22 protein-coding genes are annotated in these 26,493 nt (G+C 39.3%); 11 read left to right on the plus strand and 11 right to left on the minus strand.

Going from position 1 to position 26,493, the window contains the following annotated elements; translation table 11 throughout:
• Window positions 1-3: 3 nt before the first annotated feature.
• Window positions 4-891, minus strand: a complete 888-nt coding sequence (locus P0Y49_08245) for a 3-hydroxybutyryl-CoA dehydrogenase (protein WEK21129.1) — start codon at window positions 889-891, stop codon at window positions 4-6.
• 33 nt (window positions 892-924) lie between these two features.
• Entirely contained in the window at window positions 925-1,575 is a 651-nt protein-coding gene (pdxH, locus tag P0Y49_08250) for a pyridoxamine 5'-phosphate oxidase (GenBank protein ID WEK21130.1), read from the minus strand.
• 49 nt (window positions 1,576-1,624) lie between these two features.
• On the opposite strand from pdxH, the gene P0Y49_08255 reads away from it, so the two are divergent.
• Window positions 1,625-2,188 (plus strand): YqgE/AlgH family protein, encoded by a 564-nt coding sequence (locus tag P0Y49_08255; protein ID WEK21131.1) that lies wholly within the window; start codon window positions 1,625-1,627, stop codon window positions 2,186-2,188.
• Window positions 2,189-2,220: 32 nt separating this feature from the next.
• Here the strand turns inward: P0Y49_08255 and purE are convergent, their stop codons facing one another.
• Both purE and P0Y49_08265 read right to left on the minus strand, forming a co-directional pair.
• Window positions 2,221-2,703, minus strand: coding sequence for a 5-(carboxyamino)imidazole ribonucleotide mutase (gene purE, locus P0Y49_08260; protein WEK21132.1), 483 nt, complete (start codon window positions 2,701-2,703; stop codon window positions 2,221-2,223).
• Window positions 2,704-3,843 (minus strand): 5-(carboxyamino)imidazole ribonucleotide synthase, encoded by a 1,140-nt coding sequence (locus P0Y49_08265; protein WEK21133.1) that lies wholly within the window; start codon window positions 3,841-3,843, stop codon window positions 2,704-2,706.
• Between the two features lie 57 nt (window positions 3,844-3,900).
• On the opposite strand from P0Y49_08265, the gene P0Y49_08270 reads away from it, so the two are divergent.
• Window positions 3,901-5,091 (plus strand): aminoacetone oxidase family FAD-binding enzyme, encoded by a 1,191-nt coding sequence (locus tag P0Y49_08270; GenBank protein WEK21780.1) that lies wholly within the window; start codon window positions 3,901-3,903, stop codon window positions 5,089-5,091.
• Between the two features lie 8 nt (window positions 5,092-5,099).
• On the opposite strand, the gene P0Y49_08275 is transcribed toward P0Y49_08270, so the two are convergent.
• Together P0Y49_08275 and P0Y49_08280 are read right to left on the minus strand one after the other, a co-directional pair.
• Window positions 5,100-5,957 (minus strand): cupin-like domain-containing protein, encoded by an 858-nt coding sequence (locus P0Y49_08275; protein WEK21134.1) that lies wholly within the window; start codon window positions 5,955-5,957, stop codon window positions 5,100-5,102.
• Window positions 5,958-6,302: 345 nt separating this feature from the next.
• Window positions 6,303-9,536, minus strand: a complete 3,234-nt coding sequence (locus P0Y49_08280) for an amidohydrolase family protein (protein WEK21135.1) — start codon at window positions 9,534-9,536, stop codon at window positions 6,303-6,305.
• A gap of 76 nt (window positions 9,537-9,612) precedes the next feature.
• On the opposite strand from P0Y49_08280, the gene P0Y49_08285 reads away from it, so the two are divergent.
• The 8 genes from P0Y49_08285 (at window position 9,613) to rplT (ending at window position 17,562) form a co-directional block, all read left to right on the plus strand.
• The gene (locus tag P0Y49_08285; protein WEK21136.1) at window positions 9,613-11,505 is read left to right on the plus strand and encodes a RecQ family ATP-dependent DNA helicase; all 1,893 of its coding nucleotides are present in this window, start codon (window positions 9,613-9,615) and stop codon (window positions 11,503-11,505) included.
• Between the two features lie 4 nt (window positions 11,506-11,509).
• Window positions 11,510-12,220, plus strand: coding sequence for a DUF2807 domain-containing protein (locus P0Y49_08290; GenBank protein WEK21137.1), 711 nt, complete (start codon window positions 11,510-11,512; stop codon window positions 12,218-12,220).
• 45 nt (window positions 12,221-12,265) lie between these two features.
• A complete protein-coding gene (locus P0Y49_08295; protein WEK21138.1) occupies window positions 12,266-13,579 on the plus strand; it encodes an MFS transporter in 1,314 nt (437 codons plus the stop codon).
• Window positions 13,580-13,589: 10 nt separating this feature from the next.
• The gene (locus P0Y49_08300) at window positions 13,590-14,327 is read left to right on the plus strand and encodes a (Fe-S)-binding protein (GenBank protein ID WEK21139.1); all 738 of its coding nucleotides are present in this window, start codon (window positions 13,590-13,592) and stop codon (window positions 14,325-14,327) included.
• Between the two features lie 81 nt (window positions 14,328-14,408).
• A complete protein-coding gene (gene thrS, locus P0Y49_08305) occupies window positions 14,409-16,334 on the plus strand; it encodes a threonine--tRNA ligase (protein WEK21140.1) in 1,926 nt (641 codons plus the stop codon).
• 13 nt (window positions 16,335-16,347) lie between these two features.
• Entirely contained in the window at window positions 16,348-16,917 is a 570-nt protein-coding gene (infC, locus tag P0Y49_08310; protein WEK21141.1) for a translation initiation factor IF-3, read from the plus strand.
• Window positions 16,918-16,943: 26 nt separating this feature from the next.
• On the plus strand, window positions 16,944-17,144 hold the full coding sequence (gene rpmI, locus P0Y49_08315; GenBank protein ID WEK21142.1) for a 50S ribosomal protein L35: 201 nt from the start codon (window positions 16,944-16,946) through the stop codon (window positions 17,142-17,144).
• Between the two features lie 73 nt (window positions 17,145-17,217).
• Complete coding sequence (gene rplT / locus P0Y49_08320; protein ID WEK21143.1) at window positions 17,218-17,562, plus strand: 50S ribosomal protein L20; 345 nt, start codon at window positions 17,218-17,220, stop codon at window positions 17,560-17,562.
• A 73-nt stretch (window positions 17,563-17,635) separates the two neighbouring features.
• Here rplT and bioD read toward each other — a convergent pair whose 3' ends face one another.
• The 3 genes from bioD to P0Y49_08335 all read right to left on the minus strand — a co-directional run bounded on the left by bioD (window position 17,636) and on the right by P0Y49_08335 (window position 20,246).
• Window positions 17,636-18,244, minus strand: a complete 609-nt coding sequence (gene bioD, locus P0Y49_08325; protein ID WEK21144.1) for a dethiobiotin synthase — start codon at window positions 18,242-18,244, stop codon at window positions 17,636-17,638.
• A complete protein-coding gene (locus P0Y49_08330) occupies window positions 18,237-19,367 on the minus strand; it encodes a pyridoxal phosphate-dependent aminotransferase family protein (protein ID WEK21145.1) in 1,131 nt (376 codons plus the stop codon). The genes bioD and P0Y49_08330 overlap by 8 nt, the downstream gene beginning before the upstream one ends.
• A gap of 102 nt (window positions 19,368-19,469) precedes the next feature.
• Window positions 19,470-20,246, minus strand: coding sequence for a LexA family transcriptional regulator (locus P0Y49_08335; GenBank protein ID WEK21146.1), 777 nt, complete (start codon window positions 20,244-20,246; stop codon window positions 19,470-19,472).
• A gap of 134 nt (window positions 20,247-20,380) precedes the next feature.
• Between P0Y49_08335 and P0Y49_08340 the strand changes: the two genes are divergently transcribed.
• Entirely contained in the window at window positions 20,381-20,731 is a 351-nt protein-coding gene (locus tag P0Y49_08340) for a GIY-YIG nuclease family protein (GenBank protein ID WEK21147.1), read from the plus strand.
• A 70-nt stretch (window positions 20,732-20,801) separates the two neighbouring features.
• On the opposite strand, the gene P0Y49_08345 is transcribed toward P0Y49_08340, so the two are convergent.
• Together P0Y49_08345 and P0Y49_08350 are read right to left on the minus strand one after the other, a co-directional pair.
• Window positions 20,802-23,984, minus strand: a complete 3,183-nt coding sequence (locus P0Y49_08345) for a basic secretory protein-like protein (GenBank protein WEK21148.1) — start codon at window positions 23,982-23,984, stop codon at window positions 20,802-20,804.
• Window positions 23,981-26,428, minus strand: coding sequence for a transglycosylase domain-containing protein (locus P0Y49_08350; GenBank protein WEK21149.1), 2,448 nt, complete (start codon window positions 26,426-26,428; stop codon window positions 23,981-23,983). The genes P0Y49_08345 and P0Y49_08350 overlap by 4 nt, the downstream gene beginning before the upstream one ends.
• Window positions 26,429-26,493 lie beyond the last annotated feature (65 nt).

Raw genomic sequence — 26,493 nt, forward strand, 5'->3', positions numbered from 1 at the left:
AAACTAGCTAAATTTGGCCGATACAGTAGCTTCTTTAACACCATTGGCATAGTTGTAAAATCCTTCACCGGATTTAATCCCCTTGTTACCTGCAGTAACCATATTCACCAATAAAGGACATGGCGCATATTTAGGATTTCCAAAGCCATCCTGTAATACGCGAAGTATAGCCAGACAAACATCTAAGCCAATAAAATCAGCCAGTTGCAATGGCCCCATTGGATGTGCCATTCCTAACTTCATCACGGTATCAATCTCTTCTACACCAGCTACATTTTCATATAAAGTATAAATGGCTTCGTTAATCATTGGCATTAGTATTCTGTTGGCCACAAATCCCGGATAGTCATTTACCTCAACCGGTACTTTGTCCAGTTTTTTGGAAAGGTTCATCACGATTTTCGTTGTCTCGTTGCTGGTTGCATAGCCGCGAATTACCTCAACCAATTTCATTACCGGTACCGGGTTCATAAAATGCATACCGATTACTTTATCACCACGACTTGTTACTGAAGCTATTTTAGTAATAGAAATGGAAGAAGTATTACTGGCAAGAATTGCATCAGGCTTAGTAAAGGCATCCAGTTCTTTAAAGATCTTTAGTTTAAGATCAAGGTTCTCCGTTGCGGCCTCTACAACAAGATCTGCATTGGCTACGCCAGCCTGCATGTCTGTAAAGCTTAAAATGTTATTTAATGTTGCTGATTTATTCGCCTCAGTTATGGTTCCTTTAGCAACCTGTCGGTCAAGATTTTTACCAATGGTGTTTATAGCCCTTTCTAATGCTTCAGCATTAATATCGATGAGATTTACCTGGTAGCCAAACTGAGCAAAAGTATGCGCTATTCCATTGCCCATCGTGCCAGAGCCGATTACTGCGATGTTCTTCATTTAGTTTTTTATTATGATGTTAGTTAAAATGTTTTAGGGTGCTAATCTATTTATAATCCACGAGCCATCCACTAAATCGTAAACAATTCTATCATGTAGTCTGCTTGGTCTTCCCTGCCAAAATTCAATATGCATGGGCTCTACAAGATATCCACCCCAATGTAGTGGAAGTGGAATTTCTTTATTTTCATATGCTTTTGTCAGCTCAGCGACTTTTTCTTCAAGAGATTCACGGCTATTCAATACTTTGCTTTGCGGAGAGGCCAAGGCACCAATCTGACTACCAGCAGGGCGTGAATGAAAATAATTGGCAGATGTTTGGATATCGACTTTACTCACTATACCTTCAATACGTATCTGTCGTTCCAGTTCCGGCCAAAAAAATACCAGGGCAGCTTGTGGGTTTTCTATTAAATCCTGGCCTTTTTTACTTTCGTAATTTGTATAAAAGACAAATCCATTTGCATCAAACTCCTTTAACAATACAATGCGTGCAGTGGGTTTACCGAAGCGGTCGGCCGTAGCCAGTGTCATTACGTTAGGCTCATATAACTGAGCCTCTATAGCTGCAGAAAACCATTTTCCGAATTGCAGGATAGGGTCGCTTTCTACATCCTTTTCTGTAAGCTGTGCACTGCGATATTCCTGCCTTAAATCATGTAATTTCTTTTTGTTATGCTCCATGTACAAAAATAGGTTTTAGTTTATTCAAATTTATCCCTAAATTTCCAAAATGATAAGCAGGTTACAACCAACATTGGGCAGATTACTAATCTCCGAACCATTTTTAATGGACCCTAATTTTAAGCGGTCTGTAATTCTTATTACAGAGCATCAAGAGGAGGGAACGGTTGGTTTTATTCTTAATCATTCAAGCACGTTGTTGCTTAAAGACGTGGTTCCGGATATGCCGGAGGCGAACTTTCCGGTATACCTTGGTGGCCCTGTAGAAACAGATACTGTACATTTTATACATAGATGCCCAGATTTGATTACAGATGGACAAGAGGTTGTAAAGGGAATATATTGGGGAGGTAATTTCGAAACCTTAAAAGCGCTGATACACAATCAAAGTATTAAAGAAGACGATATTAAGTTTTTTATAGGTTATTCAGGCTGGGGCGAATCGCAGCTTAACATGGAAATGAAATCCAATACCTGGATTGTATCTGATGAATTTCATCCCGATGTGGTTTTCTCCAATAATGAAGAAAACCTTTGGCGGGAAGTGATTATTAATTTGGGACCGAAATATGCTCATGTAAGCAACTTTCCTCAGGATCCGAATTTGAATTAAATATTTCGTCATCCCGGATGACGATCAATTTACTACATATCAGCGGCGCTTTCTTCAACTTTCTTTCTTAAATCGTCTTTATACGATTGCATTTTATCTGCTAGAGAGACATCAGCGGTAGAAAGAATTTGAACAGCGAGTAAGCCTGCATTTTTTGCTGCGTTTAAGGCTACAGTTGCTACAGGAATACCATTAGGCATTTGTAAAATAGAAAGGATAGAATCCCAGCCGTCAATGGAATTTGAAGACTTAACAGGAACCCCAATTACAGGTAATACCGTAATAGAAGCTACCATCCCGGGCAAGTGTGCTGCACCACCCGCACCTGCAATAATAACTTTTAGACCTCTTGAAGCCGCATTTTTAGCATAATCAAACATCCTTTCAGGTGTACGATGTGCCGATACTACAGTCATTTCAAATTCAACTCCAAACTCTTTAAAAATATCAGCAGCATCTTGCATAATGTGAAGATCTGATTTGCTGCCCATGATAATGCCTACTTGTACGCTCATTTATGAAATAACTTTTAGTGTGTTTTTAATGTAATTGGCTTTTTGTATTGCGCCATCTCTATTTTGATCAACCACGGTAACGTGGCCCATTTTTCTGAATGGTTTGGTATATCTTTTACCATAAAGGTGTATGTAAACACCATCTATAGCCATGATTTTTTCCAAACCTTGATATTTGGCCACCCCATTGTGGTTTTTTTCGCCCAGGAGGTTAATCATTACAGCATTACTGATGCAACGGGTGTCACCCAAGGGTAAATTAAAAATAGCACGAAGGTGTTGTGCAAACTGCGAAACGTAGTTCCCCTCAATGGTCTGGTGACCACTATTGTGTGGTCTCGGAGCCAATTCATTTACCAGTAAGTTGCCATTTTTAGTCACAAACATTTCTACGGCCAGTATGCCCGTAATATTTAGTGAGGAGGCAATATTCTTAGCGATTTTTTCCGCCCTTTGTTGTAAAGACTCAGGATAAGTAGATGGTGAGATCAGGAATTCTACCAGATTGGCTTCGGCATTGAACTCCATTTCCACCATAGGGAAGGTTTTCATGTCACCATTAGGGTTACGAGCTACAATAATGGCTACTTCCTTTTCAAAATCTATCAGTTCCTCTACTAAGCACGGAGCATCAAAAGCATGATCAATATCAGCCACATCACTGATTTTCATAACCCCCTTGCCATCGTAGCCATCCTTGCGTTGTTTAAGAATATAAGGAAAAGCAAAGTTGCAGTTAAAAATGTCTTCTCTGGTATTCACCAATTTAAAAGGTGCAGTAGGAATATTGTTCTCCTTGAAAAATTGCTTCTGCACACCCTTATCTTGAATTAAACGTATTACCCTGGACTGTGGAAAAACCTGTTTCCCTTCTTTCTCTAGTTGTTCAAGCGCTTCTATGTTAACCTTTTCTATTTCGATGGTAATGATGTCGGCCTTTTTCCCGAAGTTATAAACGGTATCAAAATCTGTAATTGAGCCACATTCGAAGTAATTTGCAAGATGTTTACAGGGAGCGTCAGTATCCGGATCTAAAACTAAGGTGGTCAGGTTATAATTGATGGCTTCTTGTATCAGCATTCTGCCTAATTGTCCACCTCCTAATATTCCCAATTTTAAATCACTTATTTGTTTTGCCATATCTATATGAAAAAGTTATGCTTATTTTGCACAAAAATAACAATTATAAACGGATTGATGGAGGCAGATGCTATAATTATTGGAGCCGGAGCTTGTGGTTTGATGTGTGCGGTACAAGCAGGATACCTGGGTAAGCGGGTTATTTTACTGGAAAAAAATGATCAGCCTGGAGCTAAGATCCTGATTTCTGGTGGTGGAAGATGTAATTATACCAATATACACGCAACCAATGAACAGTTTATATCAGAGAATAAGCATTTTGTAAAATCGGCATTTACACAATGGACGGTGGCTGATACCATCAGCTTTTTTGAAACTTATGGCATTGAGGGGAAAGAAAAAACTCTGGGCCAACTGTTTCCTGATGGAAAGAATGCGAGGGATGTTGTGGAGGTGTTTACTTCAATTTGTGAAGATTTTGGGCAACAGTTGATTTGCAATGCCGAGGTTGGTAATATAGAAATACTACCTGATGGGTTTACTGTAAAATATGAAAAAGGTGGTAAATCTCGTACGCTAACTTCCCCTAAATTGGTTATTGCTACCGGCGGTCTACCCATCCCAAAAATGGGAGCTACTGATTTTGCTTTGCGTTTTGCGCGCAAACATGGATTAAAAATTGTAGAAACAGTATCGGCATTAGTGCCGCTAACGATTACAGGAAAAGATGAAGAATGGTATGCACAGCTTTCAGGAAATAGCGTTTTCTGTCGCGTAAGTAACGATCGCATAGCATTTGAAGAGAATATCCTCTTTACACATTGGGGCTTGAGCGGACCTGCAATTTTGCAAATATCATCGTATTGGAGAAGAGGTGAAGTGTTTAATATTGACCTGCTGCCACATCAAAACATTACGGAATTAATTGAAGCAGAACGCAGACAAAATGGTAAACTACTATTGTCGACCCTGTTTAACCGGTTTTATGCCAAGAAATTTACAGATGCTTTGGGGAAGTACTTACCGGTTGAAAAACAAGTGGCTAGCTTAACCAGGGCCGAATTGGAACTGATTGAAGAGACTATACACAGGTTTAAGGTGAAGCCTGCAGGTGATAAGGGCTACGATAAGGCAGAGGTAATGCGGGGAGGAATTGATACGAATGAGCTGTCATCCAAAACTTTGGAATGTAAGCGTATTCCGGGTCTTTATTTTGGCGGCGAATGTGTGGATGTAACCGGATGGTTAGGTGGTTATAATTTTCAATGGGCCTGGGCAAGTGGTTTTGTTATCGCGCAAAATATATAAATCTCATATTAGAGATTTATCCCAAAAAATTCACCTATTAAACAGACTTTTCCAATAACAGTTGCAGCGCAATAATCAAAAATGGCCTTAGACTTATTGTAGTGTGCCTTATAATAGTAAACTTCTTTTTTCCAACCCTTATAGTTTGTGCTGTTTAACTGATCTACTATTATAGAAATATTGTGAACATTTGCCATGGTTGTATGCCAAATTCCACTTGGAATATAGATCACCTCGCCTGCTTTTAAGGTTGTTTTTATTGGACTGGCATCTTTAAATTTAGGATACTTTTCGAAATCAGGATTGGAAATATCAATTGGCGAGACACAACGTTGTACCCCTAATTTTCCGGCATACATTAAGTCCTCTTGATCTCTTGGAAAGAGAATAACTTCTTTTTCTCCATAAAGCTGAATCAGCCAGGCATGCACATTATAAACATCCTTGTGGATAGTGTAATGGTTTCCAGGCCCACCAATGAATAAATCAATTCTATGATCCATCTTTTTTTCGGGAAATACTTTATTAAGTAACCAATTGGGTTTTGCAAGATTGAGGTTTATTGGATCCATTTCAGTAAGCACCTCAGGGAGTTGTGTTAATAAGTCGAATTTTATAGGATAGGGCGCTGGATTTGTCTTTGTACTATTGGCTGCAATATCTAAGATTTCAGACATTGTATACTTTGTATTCGAATGGTATGTGATCCGGTCACCAAAGTTTTTTTTAAAATACTCCGGGGTAAACATCAGATTGGATTTCCAAACATTTGTTGCATTTACAAGGACCACTGGAATTCCTGGTTTTTGATACTCATTTATGAATTCTTCGTAAGATAGATTGGCCCTTCTGTCAATAGTTTCCATAAATCATTGAAGATTATTAGCTTAACTAATTTATAGTTATTTTCTCAATTATAAAAATCTCAGTAATAAAAAATATTAAAGCATTGCCAGGTGGTTTGTTATTGCACAGAACTTACAAGGAACGCTGGTACATCCCAGTGGTTCCTGAATGAGTCCATAGTGCTTCCTATATGCTAGGAGCACTTCCGGGGTGCTGGCTCGATGTTGAGCCGGTGTTGACACGGGGTTGGCTCGATTCCAATACCCGAACCAACCCCGTCTGTGCTACGTCGCAACTCCGGCGTGGGTATTGATGCACTATCCACACACTATGGAAGCATCATGATGTCATTCCCTGGAAGTTTTTTACTCACAATTAGGTGTGGTAAAGGTCCATGTTTCTGAAACGCCTGTTGGAAAGGTATAAACCATGCCTTTTCCGTTTTCAAACCATAATTTTCCACGCAGTTTTTCTCGGCTGCCTATTTCATTCATCGATAAACTGTCGTAAATTCTGCCATTAATCATGACATACTTAATTTTTTCGGAGTTCCTGATGTCGTCTAATGGGTTAGCATCCATTACAATAAGGTCTGCAAGTTTGCCAATCTCCAAAGACCCTATTTCTTTATTCATACCAAGGTAGGTTGCCCCGTTTAAAGTAGCGCAACGAATGGCTTGTAGTGGGGTCATTCCGCCCTGTACCAACATCCATAGTTCCCAATGTGCGCCTAAGCCTTGTATTTGTCCATGTGCCCCCAGATTTACTTTTGTACTTCCATCGGCAATTTGTTTTGCTGCTCTGGCTACTTCAATATGACCATAATCACCATACTCCGATGTCGTTCTTCTTCGGGCGCGAGGGTCTATAATAGAACGAGGAGTAAAGTTCATTAAACGTTCATTCTCCCAGACATTGGTTCTGTCATACCAATAGTTTTCGCCCCACTGACTACCATAACTTACGATTAATGTTGGGGTATAGGCTACTTCGGTTTTGTTCCAGAATCCTGTAATATCTTTATAAACCGGCGCTACCGGGATGCTGTGCTCAATGCCTGTATGACCATCAGCAATCATGTTCATATTGGTGAAAAATGTAGATCCTCCTTCAGGGACAACCATCATTTTTAATTGCCTGGCTGCTTCGATGATTTGTTGGCGTTGATCACGGCGAGGTTGGTTATAAGATTTGACGGAAAACGCACCTACTGCCTTTAGCCTTCTGAGGTTTGATAAGGCATCTTCAAGATTGTTGATGACTACCTTGAAATCACCATCGGCACCATATAAAATGGAACCTGTAGAATATAAGCGCGGACCTACAAGACGACCTGCTTTAATCATTTCTGATTGACTGAATACCATTTCCGTATTACTAGAGGGGTCGTGGGAGGTAGTTACACCAAAGGCCAGGTTGGCGAGGTACGACCAGTCTTGTTGCGGACTTATGCCATCCGGACTGGTGCGTAAATGTGCATGTACATCTACCATGCCAGGCATTATGGTTTTTCCGGCTACATCAATGATTCTGGTATGTTCCGGAATAGGGAGGTTTTTGCCAATAGATACAATTTTATTATTTTCTATAAGTATACTACCGTTTTCAATCACTTCATCACCATTCATGGTGATGATTCTTGCACCGGTTAAGGCTGTTAATCCGCTTGGTACATCGCTTTTTAGTTTTAAGCCTATAGTAAGGCCAATACTGTCGGGTTGACTGGTGTTTTGTGCAGATCCTTCTGTGAAATTGAAGGCTGTTTTTATTTCACGGCTATAGTATTGTTCACCTAAGGTCCAGAAGATTTTATTACTGTCGTGGCTCCAATGTAGATATGTTCCGGCATCTTTGGTAATGCGCGTAAGCGGAATTGCTTTATTGGTTGAGGATAACTCCAATGCGGTGCCGGCAGTAACCATTGGGGTTACATAAATGTTAAACAGTTCGGTAAAAGCCATCCATTTGCCATCAGGGCTTGGGGCAAATTGTGTAGCATAGGTTGAAGTGTAATGGGTACGTTCGTTACCTCCGTTTAGATCAACACTTTTAAAAGCCTTTTTACCAGCCTCGGTGGATTGAAAGTAAATCCTGGTGTCATCTTTATTGAACATTGGTCTGATGCCGTTTTCAGAGACCAGCGTTTTTGGACCGCCGTTGGCCGACATGGTGAAAATCCCTGTTCCCCGACCATAGGCATAGCCTAAAACATCATTACCTATGCCTTTTCTAAATACAATTTTATCCCCCTTCTTAGAGAATGAAGGAGAGTAATAGAAGCCTTTTTCTTCTGTTAATGTAATAGTTTTGCCCGATTTTAGATCTGTTTTTTTTATGGCCCCTTTAAATTCGTCACTCCAGGTTGTATAAATAACAGCTTTCCCATCAGCACTGATTTCAGGTTCGAATTCAAAATCAAGGCCTTTAGTTAACCTTTCAGGTGTGCCATTAGGAAGGTCTTTTTTATAAAGAAAACCAGCAGCGTTAAATACTACAAATTTCCCGTCCGCAGAAGTAGTGAGCTGCCGGATCATTTTTACTGTAAAATCGTTAGAAAAGACCTGCTGCGGAAAGTGTAAAGCTTCTTGTACGGTTTGGGAAGTGGTTACATGAAAGGGGATATTGTTGGCGAATAGTGAATTCAGATCGATTCTTTTAATCTTTCCTCTGGCATAAAATACAATGCTTTTACCATCCGGAGTCCAGGAATAGTTGGGGTAAACGCCAAAAATGGCCCAGGTTTCTTGCTGATCGTGGGAGAGATCTTCGTATATAGGCCATTCTTCAGCTGTTTGAAGGTTTTGTAACATCAGCACCGATTTTAGTCTGATTCGCTTTACATAAGCCATCATTTTACCATCTGGCGATATTTGTGGTCTCGCTGCACCACCTGGTTGAGCAATAAGGCTGGTTATTTTGCCCGTGGTGAGGTCCAGCTGTCTTATAGCGTAGATCATTCCATTGGGATCCTTGCTATACTCGAAGTTAGGGCCGGGCGACATATCTTCGCTGTAATACAGGTATCTGCCATTGGGTGAGACATTGGGCTCTCCAGCATCCTGCTGATCGTTTTTTCTTTTAGTGAGTTGTACCCCTTCGCCACCATATATGCTGTACATCCACATTTCTCCTGCACCTAAGGAGCGAGTGCCTGTAAAATGTTTGCGTGCGATAAGATATTCGCTGTTTGGCATCCAGGTCGCATTATTCAACAATCTGAAAGTTTCTTTAGTTACCTGCCTTTTGCCGGAGCCATCGCGGTTCATGATCCAGATGTTGTCAGCCCCACTTTTATCACTGGTATAGGAAATGTATTTACCGTTGGGACTAAAACGAGGTTGAATTTCCCAAGCCGGGCCACCACTTAGCAATACTGCAGAACCACCTGAAATGGGCATAATGTAGAGATCACCAAGTATATCGAATACAATATCTTTGCCGTCCGGGCTGACATCCAGGTTCATCCAGGTGCCTTCATCCGTATTTAAAGTGAAGGTTTTTGTCGGACCCTTATATTTATCTACCTCCCATTTTTTCTCCTGAGAGAATGACGATTGAAATATCAATACCAAAAATAGTAGTAAAAACGATGTTCTCATATAGCCGGAAGTGTAAATTAAGCCTGCAATTTAGTAATATCAGTTCATTTTTATAGTTTTGGCATGCAACCTTTTTATGAACGAAGCAGAGATACTAAAGCGATATTGGGGATTTGATAGTTTCAGACCATTACAGGATGAAATCATCAGATCAGTTTTACAGGGGAATGATACTTTGGCGCTTTTGCCTACAGGCGGAGGTAAGTCTATTTGCTTTCAGGTACCGGCCCTGGTTAAAGAGGGTATATGTATTGTGATCTCCCCTTTGGTGGCTTTAATGAAAGATCAGGTGGAGGGATTGAAAGCAAAAGGTATTGAAGCAGTGGCTATTTATGCGGGGATGGGTAAACGGGAGATTGATATATTACTCGACAACTGCATTTACGGAAAGATTAAGTTTCTGTATTTATCACCGGAACGTTTATTATCTGAATTGGTGCGCATACGCATTTCGTACATGAACGTTAATTTAATTGCCGTTGATGAAGCACATTGTATTTCGCAATGGGGTTATGATTTCAGGCCACCTTATTTAAAACTGAACGAGATTAGAGAGATTCATTCTGATGTGCCTGTACTTGCACTTACAGCTACGGCTACTCGTTTTGTTAGGAATGATATCGTAGAAAAACTACATTTTAAAAATCCTAAGGTTTTTGTTCAAAGCTTTGCGCGTAAAAACCTGAGCTATGTAGTGTTGGATGATGAAGATAAATACAGAAAACTGATTGGTATTGTAACCAATGTGAAGGGGAGTGGCTTGGTATATGTGCGCAACAGGAGGGAGACGGCAGAAGTAGCTGCTTTTTTGAATAGAAATGGTATTGCAGCAGATTTTTATCATGCAGGTATAGAAAAAGAAGAACGTTTTAGAAAACAGGAGGATTGGAAGCGTAACCGAATAAGGGTAATGGTGGCTACCAATGCTTTTGGAATGGGGATAGATAAGCCTGATGTACGATTTGTAGTGCATTTGGATTTACCTGATAGTTTAGAAGCTTACTACCAGGAGGCGGGAAGAGCAGGACGGGATGAGCTAAAGGCTTATACTGTTTTGTTGGCCAATAAGTCGGACGAACATTCTTTAAAAGCCAGGTATGCTGATAGCTTTCCTTCGGTTGAAGAGATTAAAAAGGTTTATCACTATTTAGGAAACTATTTCCAGCTGGCTTATGGTGCCGGGGAAGGATTAACCTTTGGTTTTGATTTGGCTGATTTTTGCAAAAGATTTAATATTGGGGTCATTAAAACCATGGCAGCACTAAAGTTTTTGGAACATGATGGGTATTTGACTTTATCAGAGAATATATTCTTGCCTTCAAGGCTATTGTTTACTGTTGGTAATGAAGATGTTTATCGGTTTCAGATAGAGAATGCTGGTTATGATCCACTTATAAAAGCTATATTAAGATCTTATGGAGGTGCCTTTGAACAGTATGTAAAAATCAATGAAGCCGATATTGCCGGAAAAATCAGAGCCTCTTTTAAGGACGTCGTTCGGCATTTGACTATTTTGCAGGAGCAGGGATTGTTGTCTTATTTGCCGCAATCGGATCAACCTCAATTGCAGTACTTGCTTCCACGATTGGATTTTAACCACATGGATATTGATGTGAAATATATTGAACAGCGAAAGCAATTACAGACGGCTCAGATCAATGCTGTTGTGGCTTATGCAACTAAAAAGGAATGCAGAAGTATACAGCTGCTTACTTATTTTGATGAGCCTGAATCGGATAAATGCGGGATATGTGATGTTTGTTTGGCTGAGAAGAAGGCGGATGAAGAAGATCAGCTGGAAGATAAAATAGACTTTGAGATTGCTACGCTTTTGCAGGTAGAAATGCATACGGTAGACACTTTAGTGAATGCGATTGCTACCGGGACAGAAAATGCACGGCTGGAACGAATACGTGTTTTGTTGGATGCTGGAAAAATTAAAACAGATGGTAAAAATTATTACCTTTAGTCTTATGAAAAACATATCCCTAATTGCCTTATTTATCCCTGTTTTATTTGCGGGATGCGAAAACAAATGCATCGAAGATTCCGGTAACCACGTTAGCAGATCGGTAGTGGTAAAGAATTTTGACGAAATAAAAGTCGATGGGGCAATCAAGCTGATTTTGACGCAGGATAGTAGTTATAAGGTTCAGGTTGGTGCGGACTCTAATATCATTTCCTATGTTAAAGCAGATGTTTCAGGTTCTGAACTAAAGATAAAACTGGATTATGATAAATACTGTGGCACTGACTCTATTGTGGTTCATGCAGGAATAGGTGAATTGAAAAATTTAAAGCTTGCCGGTGCAGTTAAAGTTGTGGGCAATGGGCGCATTTATGCTGGTGATGTGAATCTGACTTTTTCAGGGGCATCGGATGTGAGTTTGGATTTAAGCGCAGCTAAGGTAACAACGAGGGTTGATGGAGTTAGCAAAATTGCTTTGACCGGTCAGGCAGGGGTGCATGATTTGAAAATTAAAGGAACAGCAAAGGTGAATGCTTTTGATTTTGTAGTAGGAGTGTACAATATCGAAACGGAAGGTACCGGAAAAGCTAATATTAATGTATTGAATGAGTTGAGGGTTAAAACTTCAGGATCGAGTGAGATCTATTATAAGGGCAATCCTAAAAAAGTGGAAGAAAAAAAATCAGGAGCGACCAGGCTGGAGAAAGTAAATTAGTGCCTATTGTGGTTTTTTAGCTACTTTAGTGGCCTTATTTAATACATGGAAAAAAATAATAAAAAGGTTATCCGTTCGTGGGCATTTTTCGACTGGGCCAATTCTGCATACAATCTCGTTATCACTTCAACTATATTTCCTGCTTATTATACCATTATTACTACCACCCGGGAGCATGGTGATCAGGTTACTTTTTTTGGCAGGACATTTACCAATACTGCTTTATCTAATTATGCGCTTTCCGTTGCTTATTTGATTATGGTCATTTTATTGCCCGTTCTATCATCAATGGCTGATTATAGGGGCAATAAGAAATTTTTTATGAAATTGTTTACCTATATGGGCGGTTTTGCCTGTCTTGGTTTGTATTTTTTTAAGCTGGATACACTTGAATTTGGGGTGATTTGTTTTGCTATTGCAGCAATGGGCTATGTGGGTGGGGTGATGTTTAATAATTCTTATCTGCCAGAAATAGCCACCCCTGATCAGCAGGATATGGTAAGTGCTAAAGGCTTTGCCTATGGGTATATAGGTAGTGTACTGCTACAACTTATTTGTTTTGTTTTTGTATTGAAACCTGAGCTTTTTGGGATCATTGACCTTTCTTTTCCACCTCGATTGTCATTTCTACTGGTTGGTTTATGGTGGATTGGCTTTGCTCAGATCACTTTCAGGAGATTGCCTGCAGGTAATCCAAATTATCAGGCGATTAATAAAAGGGTAATTCACAGTGGTTTTCAGGAGCTGAATAAAGTTTGGAAGCAGTTAAAGCATATGGAGTTCCTGAAGAAATTTTTGCTGGCTTTCTTTTTTTATTCGATGGGAGTGCAGACCATTATGCTTGCAGCAGCAGGTTTTGGAGAAAAAACACTGCATTTAGGAACGGCAAAGCTGATTGCTGTGATTTTAATTATTCAGCTGGTGGCTATAGCAGGAGCGATGGTAATGTCGCATTTTGCTAAGAAAGTAGGGAATACTAGGGTGCTCATTTTTGTAGTGATCATTTGGATAGCTACTTGTTTATGTGCTTATTTTATAAGTAATGAATATCAGTTTTATGGTTTGGCAGCAATTGTTGGTCTGATTATGGGTGGGATTCAATCTTTATCCAGATCTACTTATTCTAAATTTTTGCCTGTTAATACACCTGATACTGCATCTTATTTTAGCTTTTACGACGTTACAGAGAAGTTGGCTATTGTAATTGGTCTTTTCAGTTTTGCTTTCATTGAGGAAGCAACGGGGAGTATGCGTAATTCTATTATTGTTTTGGCATCATTTTTTATAATAGGTTTGGTATTTTTACTGCTGCTTAGAAGAGTAGAAGTGAAATTGGCAAGTGCCGATCGTCATTCTTAAAAAGAACTACATGAAGATAGAGTTATTTGTGCCCTGTTTTGTTGATCAGTTGTATCCTGAAACCGCTTTTAATACCATTAAATTATTGGAAAAGTGTGGTTGTGAGGTGTTCTATAATTCTGCTCAAACCTGTTGCGGACAACCAGCTTATAATGCTGGGTACTGGGAACAGGCCAAGGAAACGGGCATTAAGTTTTTAAATGATTTTTCGGAAACGGATTATATTGTTGCACCATCAGCCTCTTGTGTAGGTATGGTGAAGAATGGTTTTAATGATTTGTTTACCAATACAATGGTGCACAATAAATGCAGGAACATTCAGGGTAATATATTTGAGCTTTCCGATTTTTTGGTGAATGTATTGAAGCGGGATTACTTTGGTGCGGAATTAGATGGTAAGGCTGTTTACCATGATTCCTGTAGCGGATTGCGTGAATGTAAGATTAAAAAGGAGCCTCGGGCACTACTGTCTAAAGTACATGGACTGGAGCTGGTTGAAATGAAAGATACGGATATGTGTTGTGGCTTTGGCGGTACTTTTTCTGTTAAATTTGATGCCATTTCTTCGGCGATGGCCCAACAAAAGGTTAATAATGCATTGGAACAAAATGCTGAATATATCATTTCAACTGATCTGTCGTGTTTGATGCATTTGCAAGGGTATATCGATAAAAATAATATTCCTTTAAAAACCATGCATTTAGCAGATGTTTTGACAAGCGGTTGGCTTGAAAGTACAGAATATTAATTAACTTTGTTTTTAAGAAAAGATCACATTGTAGGTGATTCATATTTATTTTTTTTATTAATTTTTAAATCATAGTTGTAGATGATTAATATTACACTCCCTGACGGTTCTAACCGACAGTATGAAAAGGGCACAACTGCCCATCAAATCGCTTTATCTATTTCAGAGGGACTTGCCCGTAATGTTTTAGCCGCCGAAGTAAATGGCGAAGTTTGGGATTCATCAAGGCCTATTGAGGCTGATGCTTCTGTAAAGCTGTTGACCTGGAATGATCAGGCTGGTAAAGCCACTTTTTGGCATTCATCGGCGCACATTATGGCCGAGGCTTTAGAGACTTTGTATCCAGGAACAAAATTTGGTATTGGTCCTGCTATTGAAACCGGCTTTTATTATGATGTTGATTTTGGTGACAGAGAATTCTCATCGGATGATTTTAAAGCTATTGAAGCTAAAATGATCGAACTGGCAAAGCAGAAAGAAGTTTTTGAACGTAAAGCTGTTGCTAAGGCTGATGCCATCGCTTACTTTAAGGAGAAAGGTGATGAGTATAAGTTGGACCTTTTAGAGGGCTTAGAAGATGGTAAGATCACTTTCTATACACAAGGTGAGTTTACAGATCTTTGTCGTGGTCCACATATTCCTAATACTGGTTTTGTGAAGGCTGTAAAACTGATGAACGTTGCCGGCGCTTATTGGCGCGGTGATGAGACCAGAAAACAGTTGACACGTATATATGGGGTTACTTTCCCTAAAGCAAGTGAACTGACTGAGTATCTTCACATGATTGAAGAGGCTAAGAAAAGGGATCACCGTAAATTGGGTAAAGAACTGGAATTATTTGCTTTTTCTGAAAAAGTAGGTATGGGATTGCCATTGTGGTTACCAAAAGGTGCTGCTTTGCGTGAACGTCTGGTTCAGTTTTTAACTAAGGCGCAAAGTAAGGCCGGTTATGAGCAGGTGGCGACACCTCATATCGGACATAAAAATTTATACATTACATCCGGCCACTATGAGAAATATGGTAAGGATGCTTTTCAGCCTATAAAAACACCGCAGGAGGGAGAGGAGTTCTTCTTAAAGCCGATGAATTGTCCGCATCACTGCGAAATTTATAAGGTTAAACCTCGCTCTTATAAAGATCTTCCCTTACGTTTTGCTGAATTTGGAACGGTGTACCGTTATGAGCAAAGTGGTGAGCTACATGGTTTAACTCGTGTTCGTGGTTTTACTCAGGATGATGCGCATTTATTTTGCAGACCAGACCAGGTTAAGGATGAATTTAAGAAGGTGATTGATTTGGTGCTGTATGTATTTAAATCTTTAGGATTTGATAACTACATCGCACAGGTTTCCTTAAGAGATCCTGAAAATAAAGCTAAATACATTGGAAGCGATGAGAACTGGCATTTGGCAGAGACTGCTATTATAGAGGCTGCTGCTGAAAAAGGTTTACCTACAGTAGTGGAGTATGGCGAGGCTGCTTTTTACGGTCCGAAATTAGATTTCATGGTAAAGGATGCTTTGGGTAGAAAGTGGCAATTGGGAACAATTCAGGTAGATTATAATTTGCCGGAGCGTTTTGAATTGGAATACACTGGAAGCGATAACCAGAAGCACAGACCGGTTATGATCCATAGGGCACCGTTTGGTTCATTAGAACGTTTTATTGCTGTTTTGATTGAACATTGTGCGGGGAATTTCCCTTTATGGCTTTCTCCGGAGCAATTTATTATTCTTCCTATCTCTGAAAAGTATGAAGAATATGCAAAAAAAGTTTCAGATGAACTAAATAATTCCGATATTCGCGGGCTGATTGACTTTCGTGATGAGAAGATCGGAAGGAAAATCAGGGATGCAGAGGTTAAAAAAATCCCTTATATGTTGATTATTGGTGAGAAGGAAATGGCGGAAGGTAAGGCATCAGTAAGAAAGCATGGAGAGGGAGATTTAGGTGAAATGACGCTGCAAGAGTTTAGTGAATTATTAATTAAAGAAATAACAGTTTAAATAAGATACAAATTTGGCATTAGGCAGACCAGGATTTAACAGGGGACCACGTCCTCCTTTTAAGAAAAAAGAAGCAGAACATAATATTAATCAGTTTATCAGAGCACAAGAGGTGCGATTGGCTGGAGATAATGTTGAACCGGGGATCTATCCTTTGGCAAAAGCTTTGGCCCTTGCCGACGAATTGGAATTGGATTTGGTAGAAATATCTCCAAACGCAGTGCCGCCGGTTTGTAGGATTATTGATTACAGTAAATTTGTTTACGAGCAGAAGAAAAAGCAGAAAGAGATTAAAGCAAATGCAAAACAGACTGTAATTAAGGAGATCCGTTTTGGACCTAACACTAACGATCACGATTTTCAATTTAAACTAAAGCATGCGATTAGTTTTCTTGAAAATGGCGAGAAAGTTAGGGCTTATGTTCACTTTAAGGGTAGAGCAATTGTTTACAAAGAACAGGGAGAGATCTTGTTGCTGAAGTTTGCTCAGGCACTTGAAGATATAGGCAAGGTTGAGTTATTACCTAAATTAGAAGGTAAGCGTATGTTTTTAACGCTTGCTCCAAAAGTTGCTAAGAAATAAATAAATTACATAAATAAACACAGGTTATGCCAAAAATGAAAACCAATTCCAGTGCTAAAAAGCGTTTTTCGCTTACTGGAACAGGTAAAATCGCAAGGAAGAATGCCTACAAAAGCCACATCTTAACAAAGATGTCGACTAAACGTAAGCGTAACTTAGGACACACTTCAATGGTGTCAGACGCTGACATGGGCAACGTTAAACGTATGCTTGCAATCGGTAAATAATTAATTTTTAACCAGGTAACCGGTAGTAAGTTTGCTGTAATACGCAACGCCGTTTATCAAAAACAACAAAAACATGCCACGTTCGGTAAACGCAGTAGCTTCGAGAAGAAGAAGGAAAAAGGTCTTAAATTTAGCCAAAGGTTATTGGGGATCAAGAAGCAAGGTATTCACCATTGCTAAAAATACGGTAGAAAAAGGTTTGCAATATGCTTACCGTGACCGTAAAGTTAAGAAAAGAGAATTCCGCGGATTGTGGATTCAGCGTATCAATGCTGGAGCACGTCAGCATGGTATATCTTACTCTCAGTTAATTGGTAAATTAGCTAGCAAAAACATCGGTTTAAACCGTAAAGTTTTAGCAGATTTAGCTATGAACCATCCAGAGGCTTTTAAAGCTGTAATTGATGCAGTAAAATAGATATAACTAATAAGTTATAAAAAAGGGAAGTCGATTGACTTCCCTTTTTTATGGACTAAATTTTTTGGCAGGACTATAATGTAATGTGTTCACCTGCTCTTTTAATACTTTCGCTATCTACTACGCTCATTTTTGGAATTCTGCCGAGCACTTTTATCTTGCTATAGTTTGCAATGTATTGTTCGCTTTCTTGATTTTCAGTACCGTTAAAGATCAAACCAGCTACATCGATCTGATTCGCTTTAAGTGTTTCCAATGTAAGTAAGGTATGATTAATGCTACCCAGATAGTTTTGAGATACAACAATCACTTTAGTCTGTAAACCTTTGATCAGGTCGAGTATTAACTCATGGTCATTTAAGGGGACCATGAGACCTCCGGCACCTTCAATGATCAGGTGATTATTCGTTTGTGGTTTTTTTATAGATTCTAGTGTAATGTTGATCCCATCTAATCTTGCCGATAAGTGTGGAGATAAGGGCTGACTAAGACGGTAGCTTTCTGGGTGTATGATGGTATCGGGACTAACCAGATGTTTAACAAACAGACTATCGCTAACGTCGAGGTCGCCAGATTGCACAGGCTTCCAATAGTCTGCTTTCAACTTTTCTGTGAGTACTGCACTGACAATCGTTTTGCCAATACCTGTACCGATACCTGTAATAAAATAAGTATTATTCATGTTTTAAGGTCTTTAGTTCATTAATTAATTTTTCAATTTCCTGTTCGCTGTTAAATAGATGAAGACAAATTCTTAGTCTTTCTTTTCCTTCGGCAACGGTAGGACTTAGTATGGCTCTTACATCGAGCCCTTGATTTTGTAATGTTTGGGCAGCTGCTTTCGCTTCAATATTATCGTTAAATAAAACAGTTTGTATGGCACTTACACTTTCGATAGTACGGATATTCGAGTTTTTTAATAAATCAAGGTATAAGGCTATTTTTGATTTGATCTGTATGGTGTAATCTGTTGTGATCAGCATTTGGTATGCCGATTGAATTGCGGCGATGGAGTGGATAGGGGCAGCAGTAGTATAGACAAATGAGCGGGCAAAGTTGATGAGGTACGTGCGCAGATTTGTGTTTCCAAGTACAATGGCACCATGACATCCCAATGCTTTGCCAAAAGTTACAATGCGCGCAAAGACTTCCTTCTCTAGTCCAAGCATTTGAACCAGGCCTTTACCATGATCTCCGAATATGCCAAGGGCATGAGCTTCATCTACGATGAGCTGTGCCTGGTATTGCTGACAAAGGTTATTGATTTCTGCTAATGGGGCTATGTCACCATCCATAGAATATACACTTTCTGTAAGTACATAAACATTGCCTTTGGCTATTTTTAATTTGGCTTCCAGCTCATCCAGATTGTTATGTTTAAAGGTGTATCGGTTGGCATGACTGAGCCGGGCTCCATCTATCAGACTGGCGTGTATGAGTTCGTCGGATATGATGGTGTCACCTCGCTGCGCTAAGCTTGATATGAGTCCTATATTAGCATCATAACCGGAATTGAAGATAAGTCCTGCCTCTGCCTGATGAAAATCTGCAATGGTTTGTTCAGTCTTTTCCGTAAATGGGTGATTTCCACTGAGCAATCGGGAGCCAGTAGAACCATTCTTATAATGTTGTATTTGACCTAGCGTAGTTGCAGTTCGTATTTTTAATTCGGCCGATCTGGCGAAACCAAGATAATCATTGGAAGAAAAGTCTATAGGAAGGGTTGTAGATGAGAGTGCTCTTAGTATGCCTTTGTCGGCTCTTTGCTGTAACCTACTTTGAATGAATTGCTCTGCTTTGTTCATGGTCTTCAAAAATATACAAAGCAGATTAAAGTATACCTGTTGAGCTGAATTTATTTTGCTTCGCAGCTACTCCGTGGTCAATTCAACAGGTAGTATAGGCCTTTAGTTTTTGTTCAGTTGTGAGATGGACTTCTGCATCTGTGCCATCATGGTGCTTAGTGTTTCTATAGTCGGTTCTGGTGTTGGATCAGGTAAAGCAGTTGAAATGTAAGCTTTGGCCTTCCAGATCTCCAGGATGTCATCAGCAGAAACAGTATAAGGATCGTAGATCTTATTGTCGGAAATAAGTTTTAGATCTTTATTTTCCTTGAAACGGTTTCCGGCTCTTTTGTAAACAACACCTTCATTTTTGCTGACTATGATATAGGTTTCTCCGGTTTTAACATCATTCCAGTTGTCCATATATTCTGCAACGATTATGCTTCCAGGTTGTATGGGTAGCATAGAATCACCCATAATTTCAAAAGCCCTAAAGGTGCCATGTTTTAAAAAGGGAAGCGGTAGTTGAAATTTGGGTAGTTCTTTAATGTATTGTGGATCGGCAAATCCGTTTAAATATCCTGCACTGGCCTTTACGGGAACCATCTCTATATTCTCGTTGTCATCTTTATCAACAGATATACTTAATATACGAAGATTTGATCCCTGGCTTTTTGGCTTTGGTTTCCAATCTTCATTGATGTTTTCGTTAATAAACTCATCTATTGTTAGGTCAAAGTATTCTGCTATTTTTTTTAGTAAATCGTATTTTGGTTCAGCCCGATCTTCTTCATAAGCGCCAATAAGTGACCTTTTAATTTCCATAGCATCAGCGAATTGCTGCTGGGTATGGCCTTTTTTCTTTCTTAAGTACTTAAGGTTGGATGAAATGTTTGACATAAAATAAAAAGTTAAAATAAATTTGTTTTTACTAATATTGTTAGTATTATTGTGCCAATAAAGTTAGTATTATTAATTCGGATATCCAATAGGTGTGCTAACTAATTTAGTTTATTTTATTTAAGCTTAATGTTATGAAAAAATTTGTGTACGTGGTAACAGACAGAAACAGAACGAGTTTACATGTAGGAATGAGTTCTGATCTAATTAAAACATTAGATTTCTATAAACAAATGCCTTGTTTATTCTTTGACAGTGGACAGCAGTTGACAAGACTTGTTTATTTTGAGGAATTTAAAACGGAGGCTCAGGCATTAAGTCGCTTTAAACTGATCAGCAGATTTACCAGAACGCAGAAGGAGCGCCTGGTAAGGGCTTGTAATCCGGACTGGGTTGATTTAACTATTGGCTTAGATTTCGAACACATCACTTCCGGGAGAAAAATGATCAACCAGGTGAACCTGGCTTTTAATATGCTTTCCTAATTAACGCCCATATAATTATACAAAAAAGGCCGATCAATCAGGATCGGCCTTAAAAATCAGGTTGGCGTAACTACCACCCGGGTGCAAAGGTTAATCCAAATACACCGCCAGAGATATCTTTACGCTGGAAAGGGAAGGCATAGTAAGGTTCTAGTACAAAAGCACCAAATACATTAACCCTAAGTGATATACCTACACTCATTGCCGGAACACGCTCATTCGTTTTCTGATAAATCGGATTCCCATTTTTGTCGTGCAAGATATTTCCATTTACATCAAGCTTAGGATCTATATTGTTTTCCGGTTGATTTTTGAAAACAACCTTAGATCCTTCATTCCAGGCTAAACCAGCGTCAAAGAAGACGTTTAGATCTGTAAACATGAATTTCGATGGAATTGCAGCTAGTTTTTTAGGCCCGGTAAAGGGAAGTCTTAGCTCAAAGTTGAATACAGCAATTTTATTTCCGGATAGCTGATTGATATCAAAACCATTGGAAATACCCGAGCTGTTGTTGTAAAGAGAGGTTGCCTCATATCCTCTTATTAAATACGGATATCCGATAAACAATGGATAAAGGTTTTCGCCTTCTTTACCTATTCTTAGGTAGTTATAACTTCTTGCAGCAAGCGTAACTGGCTTTAAACGCCAGTATTTTCTTAAGTCAACGTTAACTGCAGAGAACTTGTAATCGCCAAAATATTGCTCCATTCCTACTCTATATCTAAAACCATCTAAAGGAGAGGTGATTCCATTTATAGAGTTGTCGCCCACAAAAGAAGCATTTACCTGGAAAATATTGAAGCTTTTGAACGGCATTCCATATTCATTGGTAGCCTGGTTTAAAGGAACTTTTGTTTTATCAGAAGTGATGTAATAACCGATTTGACCGCCTACATTTTCATAATAATTACTGATGCGGTCAATTCTGTAGCTGTAACGAGAAAATGCCCCACCAGCCTCAAAACGATGTACTTTATTGAAAGGATAAGCGGCAAACAGTTGGGCTTGATCTTCAAAGGTTCTGATTAGGTTTGTTCTATCATTAAATACATTGATGTCATTTCCGTTGCGGTCTTTTAGTTTGTCAGGAACAATTTCCCGGAAACCACTTAAATAAGGGATATGAGATAAGGCTGCGCCCCAATTGATTCTGCTTTCTTGATTGATGTAACCAACTAATCCGCCTATATCGTAAATTTCTCCATTAACAGATAGATTGGCGATGATTTGATTTCGGCCCACGATATCGCTAAACAAACCCACAATACCACCCTGTACGCCAGTACCAAATCGGCTGGTAGAAACACCTACACCACTATTGGCCAGGTAATCCAATTTGAATTTAGGTTTGTAAGGAACAAGCCGCATAGAGTCCGTAATTGTTCGTTCAAAGCGTTCGAAGTTATTCAGATTGGAATTGACAATGTCAACGCCGGTGCTTTCCATTGGAGGTAGGATGGCAGCATCGAAGTTTACTGCATTGGCGTCCACTGGTTTTGCATGGAATGCACTTGCCCGGGCGTTGTAAAGTGTATAGCGTTGTGAGCGGTAGTAACTGTATACGATCTCGTCATTTCTGGATACAGAAATGGCTGGCGAGAATTCGGTAATCCCGCTGATGCCTGTAAAATAGTCTGTAAGCTGTTTTACACTGTTATCTGCCAGGGTATATTCGTAAAGATTTCTAAATCCGTCTCTGTTGGATAGGAAAAACAATCTTTTACTATCACCAGAGAATTGTGCATTGAGGTTATTGGCACCTGGAAAAACAGGAACATCAGTTAATGATTTACTTTCTACATCATAAATGCTCAAATTAATAGGGTGAACAGCGGCAATGCTATTACTTTTTAAAGAAGCTCTATCAGAGGAGAATGCTATTTTCTTACCATCTTGTGAATAAGCAGGAGCATAGTCGGAATATACATCATTGGTGATCTGAGTAACGATCTTCGTTTTAAGATTATAAGAGAAAATGTCACTTTGGCCCTGTATCATTCCTGAGAAAGCAATGTCTTCGCCATTCGGAGACCAGGATAGGTTTCCAAATTGAGCCACATCACCCATTTGTGCACGCAATGCAACACTTCCATTGTCTACATTGATGATCATCAATTGGTTTTTACCTTTACTGAAAATACTAAAAGCAAACTGTTTACCATCTGGTGACCATGTGCCGGCTGATTCCAGGAAGTTAAAGTCATCAATATGAGAGTTGGATACCTGACTGCTTAACTTTCTGAGGATTTTTCCGGTTTTAGCATCTGCGAGAAAGAGATCGATGCCGAAAAGATCCTTTTCTGATAAAAATGCAAGGTATTTACCATCAGGACTAATGGATGGGGCAACATTCATGTTACCTGCATTTTTGTTGTCTATGATTTTTGTTCCTGTAATTCTGATCTGAGAGCTATCGGTTTTAAGCATTGGACGGTAATGTGCCTCAATTGCATTTTTCCATAAGCCTGATAGTGCTCTGTCGTCATAACCAAAAGTGTATCTTAGTCCATTTTCGTAACCATATTTTGCCGTTGCTTTAAATAGAGGCACAATGGTGGTGTCTCCATAAACTGAACCAACAAAAGTCCAAAATGCCTGACCATAGCGGTAAGGGAAGTATTTATTAGAGTTGGTGAGGTCTTTTAATGAAGGGATATCTCTGTTTAACAGGGCGTCGCGCATCCACATAGAGGTAAAAGCATCTGTTTTACCTACTGATAAATACTCAGCCATACCTTCGATCATCCATAGAGGAATCTGGCTAACATTTTCAAGATTTATAGAGTCTTTTTCCAGCAGGAGATGATATTGGAAGGCGTGAACAAGTTCGTGACCTAATACGTGTCTTGTTTGGTTGTTCAACTCCATTACAGGCATGATTACCCTGTTTTTGAAAGCTTCAGTAACACCACCAGTTCCGATACCTATTTCGCCCTGAAGAGCTGTAGTTTGTTGAAAATCGGGATGGTTATTATACAGAATGATCGGATTCTTTTTTACAAAAGTATCTTTGAATATTTCCTGGTGCATTTTGTACCAGGTTTCTGCATCCTGAGCAAACTTCTCAATCAATTTTTCATTCTGCAGGTAATAATAGATTTCGAAATGTGGGGTTTGTAAAACTTTAAATTTCTCGTTGTTGTAACGCACCTTGTTTTGTCCGAAATACTGAGCTTGAAGCGCGGCAGAAGATATTGTAAGGATAAATAGGACAGCAATTAATCTTCGAAGGAAAGTATAGGTTTGGTTCATAGATCGTTATTTTTCTTTTTTTCTCTTTCTTCCTGGCGTTGTTGTCTTCTTAGAATCCTTTCTTCCTTTTTTGTTAAGGGAACTTCTACGGCAGGTTGCTTGATGGGTTCAGTCGTTTTCTTTTCTTCTGTTTTCTGTACCACAGGTTCAGTTGAAACAGGTTGTGGATCTTGTATTGGAGGTACTTCAAAATTTGTAGAATCTACAGCCAAACTATCGGTTGCAGTAGTATCTCTTTCATATCGAGGTGTAGGGCAGTTGATTTCTCTTGTGATTTTTACTTTTGCTTTAGGGAAAGGGCCCATGGTATATCCTGTACTTGGATCTTTGTATACTTTTTCCATGAACTTACCAAAAATTGGAAGTGCTGTTCTGGAGCCTTCACCTGTTTCTCCGTTTTTAAAGTGTGCGGTGCGTTCATCGCAACCTACCCAAATGCCGGTAACCAGGTCTTTGGTAACGCCCATGTACCAGGCATCTACGTAGTCACTTGAAGTACCCGTTTTTCCACCAATCTGATTTCCTTTTTTCCAAAGGTCCCATTCCCATAGCGCCTGTGATGTTCCACCCGGTTCTTCCATACCACCTCTCAACATATATAGCATTAACCAGGATAGCTCTTCAGTTAAAACTCTTTTGGTTTTGGCTTTAAATTCTTGAATGATGTTGCCATCCAGGTCAGTAATCTTCTCAACCAGAATAGGATCAGTTTTTAGTCCTCCATTTAAAAAGGTACCATAGGCTTTAACCATTTCAAATACGGTGACATCATTTGGACCTAAGCTAACAGATGGAACCGATTCTAAGTGGCTATCGATACCACATTCCTTTGCCCATTTTACGACATTGTCCCAACCCACTTTTTCTGTAACCTGGGCGGTAATGGTGTTTACAGATCTTGCCATGGCTAAACGGAGTGACATTTCGCTATAAGTATTACTCCAGCTGGCATTTTTAGGTTCCCAATACTCCGTTTTTCCATTTTCCTGAAACGCAATCTTAACTGGTTTATCGGTGAATTTATCGCAAGGACTCATACCGCTTTCTAAAGCCGCTAAGTAGGCGAAAGGCTTAAATGTAGATCCTGCCTGTCTTTTAGATTGATTTACGTGGTCGTACTTGAAATACTTATGATCGATACCACCCACCCAAACTTTTATTTTACCATTAAAAGGATCAAGGGTCATCATTCCTGTATTCATCATTTTTCCATAGTAACGGATAGAATCCATAGTGGAGAATAGCGTATCGCGGTCACCTTTCCAGGTAAAGATTTTCATCTTTTTCTTTTTGTTAAAATAGGCTGTTACAGAATCAGGGGTATTGGCGTATTTCTTTTCCAGCAGTTTGTAGATAGGGAGGTTACGCATTGCACGATCAGGATAATCTACTTTTTTTCCTTCCGAATCTTGCCATGGATCTTGATTGCCCCAAACACTATAAAATCTTTTTTGCAAGGTTTTCATTTGGTCGGCTACAGCTTCCTCAGCATATTGCTGTAACTTGGAATCTATAGTTGTATATATCTTTAAGCCATCTTCATATAGGTCGTAACCATTGTCATTACACCATTTCTCCAGGTATTTATCTACTGCGGCTCTTAAATAAGAATCGCCGTCACTTCCCTCATCTACTCTTCCTTCTTTAAGTTTTATAGGTGTGTTTTTGTAAGTGTTTAATTCAGCGGCAGATATAAAGTTGTATTTATTCATCTGTGCCAAAGCAACATTTCGACGCTCCAATGCTTTTTGAGGATTTCTGATAGGATTGTAAGTTGTCGTGCCTTTTAGCATCCCTACTAGCAAGGCTGATTCAGGCACATCAAGTTGGTTGGCTTCTTTATCGAAATAGATGCGGGATGCTGTTTTGATACCATAAGCATTATTACCAAATGAAACGGTATTTAAATACATGGTAATGATGTCGTTTTTAGAATAATTGGATTCTAATTTTACTGCGGTTAGCCATTCTTTTAGTTTTGCAATAATGGTACGAAGTACTGGAACATGACTTAAAAAGCCTTGTGATTTATTGTATCTGGTCTGGTACAGGTTTTTCGCGAGCTGTTGTGTAATGGTACTTGCTCCACGTTTGTCGCCCGTTGCCGTAGAAATTCCGCTGGAAAGGAGGGAGCGGAAATCGATACCCATATGGCTATAGAAGCGAACGTCTTCTGTTGCTACCAATGCATTGATTACACTGGGTGATATTTCGTTAAAATTTACCGGCGTACGGTTTTCTTTATAATAACGGCCGATCAGCTTCCCATCTGAAGTGTACAATTCTGAACCTACGCGAAGGGTTGGTGTTTTGATATCTTCATAAGAAGGAGAGTAGCCGAATAGCCATAAGAAGTTGAGTTGCAGCGCACAAAAAAAGATGATGATACAAAAAAGGAATATACTTGAATAACGGAGATATTTATTGCGAATTTCTTTAAACATAGTCGTAAAGATCAAAAAAACGTAAAACAGTTTGTGTTAAATAGTGTTAAAAAGTAATGATGCAA

The organism is Candidatus Pedobacter colombiensis (assembly GCA_029202485.1).
Classification (GTDB): Bacteria; Bacteroidota; Bacteroidia; order Sphingobacteriales; family Sphingobacteriaceae; genus Pedobacter; species Pedobacter colombiensis.

Excerpts from the sequence above, each read along its gene's own strand:
- P0Y49_08330 (WEK21145.1), bottom strand. The coding sequence starts at position 19,367 with ATGAACAAAGCAGAGCAATTCATTCAAAGTAGGTTACAGCAAAGAGCC.
- P0Y49_08350 (WEK21149.1), bottom strand. The coding sequence starts at position 26,428 with ATGTTTAAAGAAATTCGCAATAAATATCTCCGTTATTCAAGTATATTC.
- P0Y49_08245 (WEK21129.1), bottom strand. The coding sequence starts at position 891 with ATGAAGAACATCGCAGTAATCGGCTCTGGCACGATGGGCAATGGAATA.
- P0Y49_08345 (WEK21148.1), bottom strand. The coding sequence starts at position 23,984 with ATGAACCAAACCTATACTTTCCTTCGAAGATTAATTGCTGTCCTATTT.
- P0Y49_08295 (WEK21138.1), top strand. The coding sequence starts at position 12,266 with ATGGAAAAAAATAATAAAAAGGTTATCCGTTCGTGGGCATTTTTCGAC.
- P0Y49_08285 (WEK21136.1), top strand. The coding sequence starts at position 9,613 with ATGAACGAAGCAGAGATACTAAAGCGATATTGGGGATTTGATAGTTTC.
- rpmI (WEK21142.1), top strand. The coding sequence starts at position 16,944 with ATGCCAAAAATGAAAACCAATTCCAGTGCTAAAAAGCGTTTTTCGCTT.
- P0Y49_08255 (WEK21131.1), top strand. The coding sequence starts at position 1,625 with ATGATAAGCAGGTTACAACCAACATTGGGCAGATTACTAATCTCCGAA.
- P0Y49_08300 (WEK21139.1), top strand. The coding sequence starts at position 13,590 with ATGAAGATAGAGTTATTTGTGCCCTGTTTTGTTGATCAGTTGTATCCT.
- P0Y49_08275 (WEK21134.1), bottom strand. The coding sequence starts at position 5,957 with ATGGAAACTATTGACAGAAGGGCCAATCTATCTTACGAAGAATTCATA.
- rplT (WEK21143.1), top strand. The coding sequence starts at position 17,218 with ATGCCACGTTCGGTAAACGCAGTAGCTTCGAGAAGAAGAAGGAAAAAG.
- P0Y49_08340 (WEK21147.1), top strand. The coding sequence starts at position 20,381 with ATGAAAAAATTTGTGTACGTGGTAACAGACAGAAACAGAACGAGTTTA.
- bioD (WEK21144.1), bottom strand. The coding sequence starts at position 18,244 with ATGAATAATACTTATTTTATTACAGGTATCGGTACAGGTATTGGCAAA.
- P0Y49_08335 (WEK21146.1), bottom strand. The coding sequence starts at position 20,246 with ATGTCAAACATTTCATCCAACCTTAAGTACTTAAGAAAGAAAAAAGGC.
- thrS (WEK21140.1), top strand. The coding sequence starts at position 14,409 with ATGATTAATATTACACTCCCTGACGGTTCTAACCGACAGTATGAAAAG.
- pdxH (WEK21130.1), bottom strand. The coding sequence starts at position 1,575 with ATGGAGCATAACAAAAAGAAATTACATGATTTAAGGCAGGAATATCGC.
- P0Y49_08290 (WEK21137.1), top strand. The coding sequence starts at position 11,510 with ATGAAAAACATATCCCTAATTGCCTTATTTATCCCTGTTTTATTTGCG.
- purE (WEK21132.1), bottom strand. The coding sequence starts at position 2,703 with ATGAGCGTACAAGTAGGCATTATCATGGGCAGCAAATCAGATCTTCAC.
- P0Y49_08265 (WEK21133.1), bottom strand. The coding sequence starts at position 3,843 with ATGGCAAAACAAATAAGTGATTTAAAATTGGGAATATTAGGAGGTGGA.
- P0Y49_08280 (WEK21135.1), bottom strand. The coding sequence starts at position 9,536 with ATGAGAACATCGTTTTTACTACTATTTTTGGTATTGATATTTCAATCG.
- P0Y49_08270 (WEK21780.1), top strand. The coding sequence starts at position 3,901 with ATGGAGGCAGATGCTATAATTATTGGAGCCGGAGCTTGTGGTTTGATG.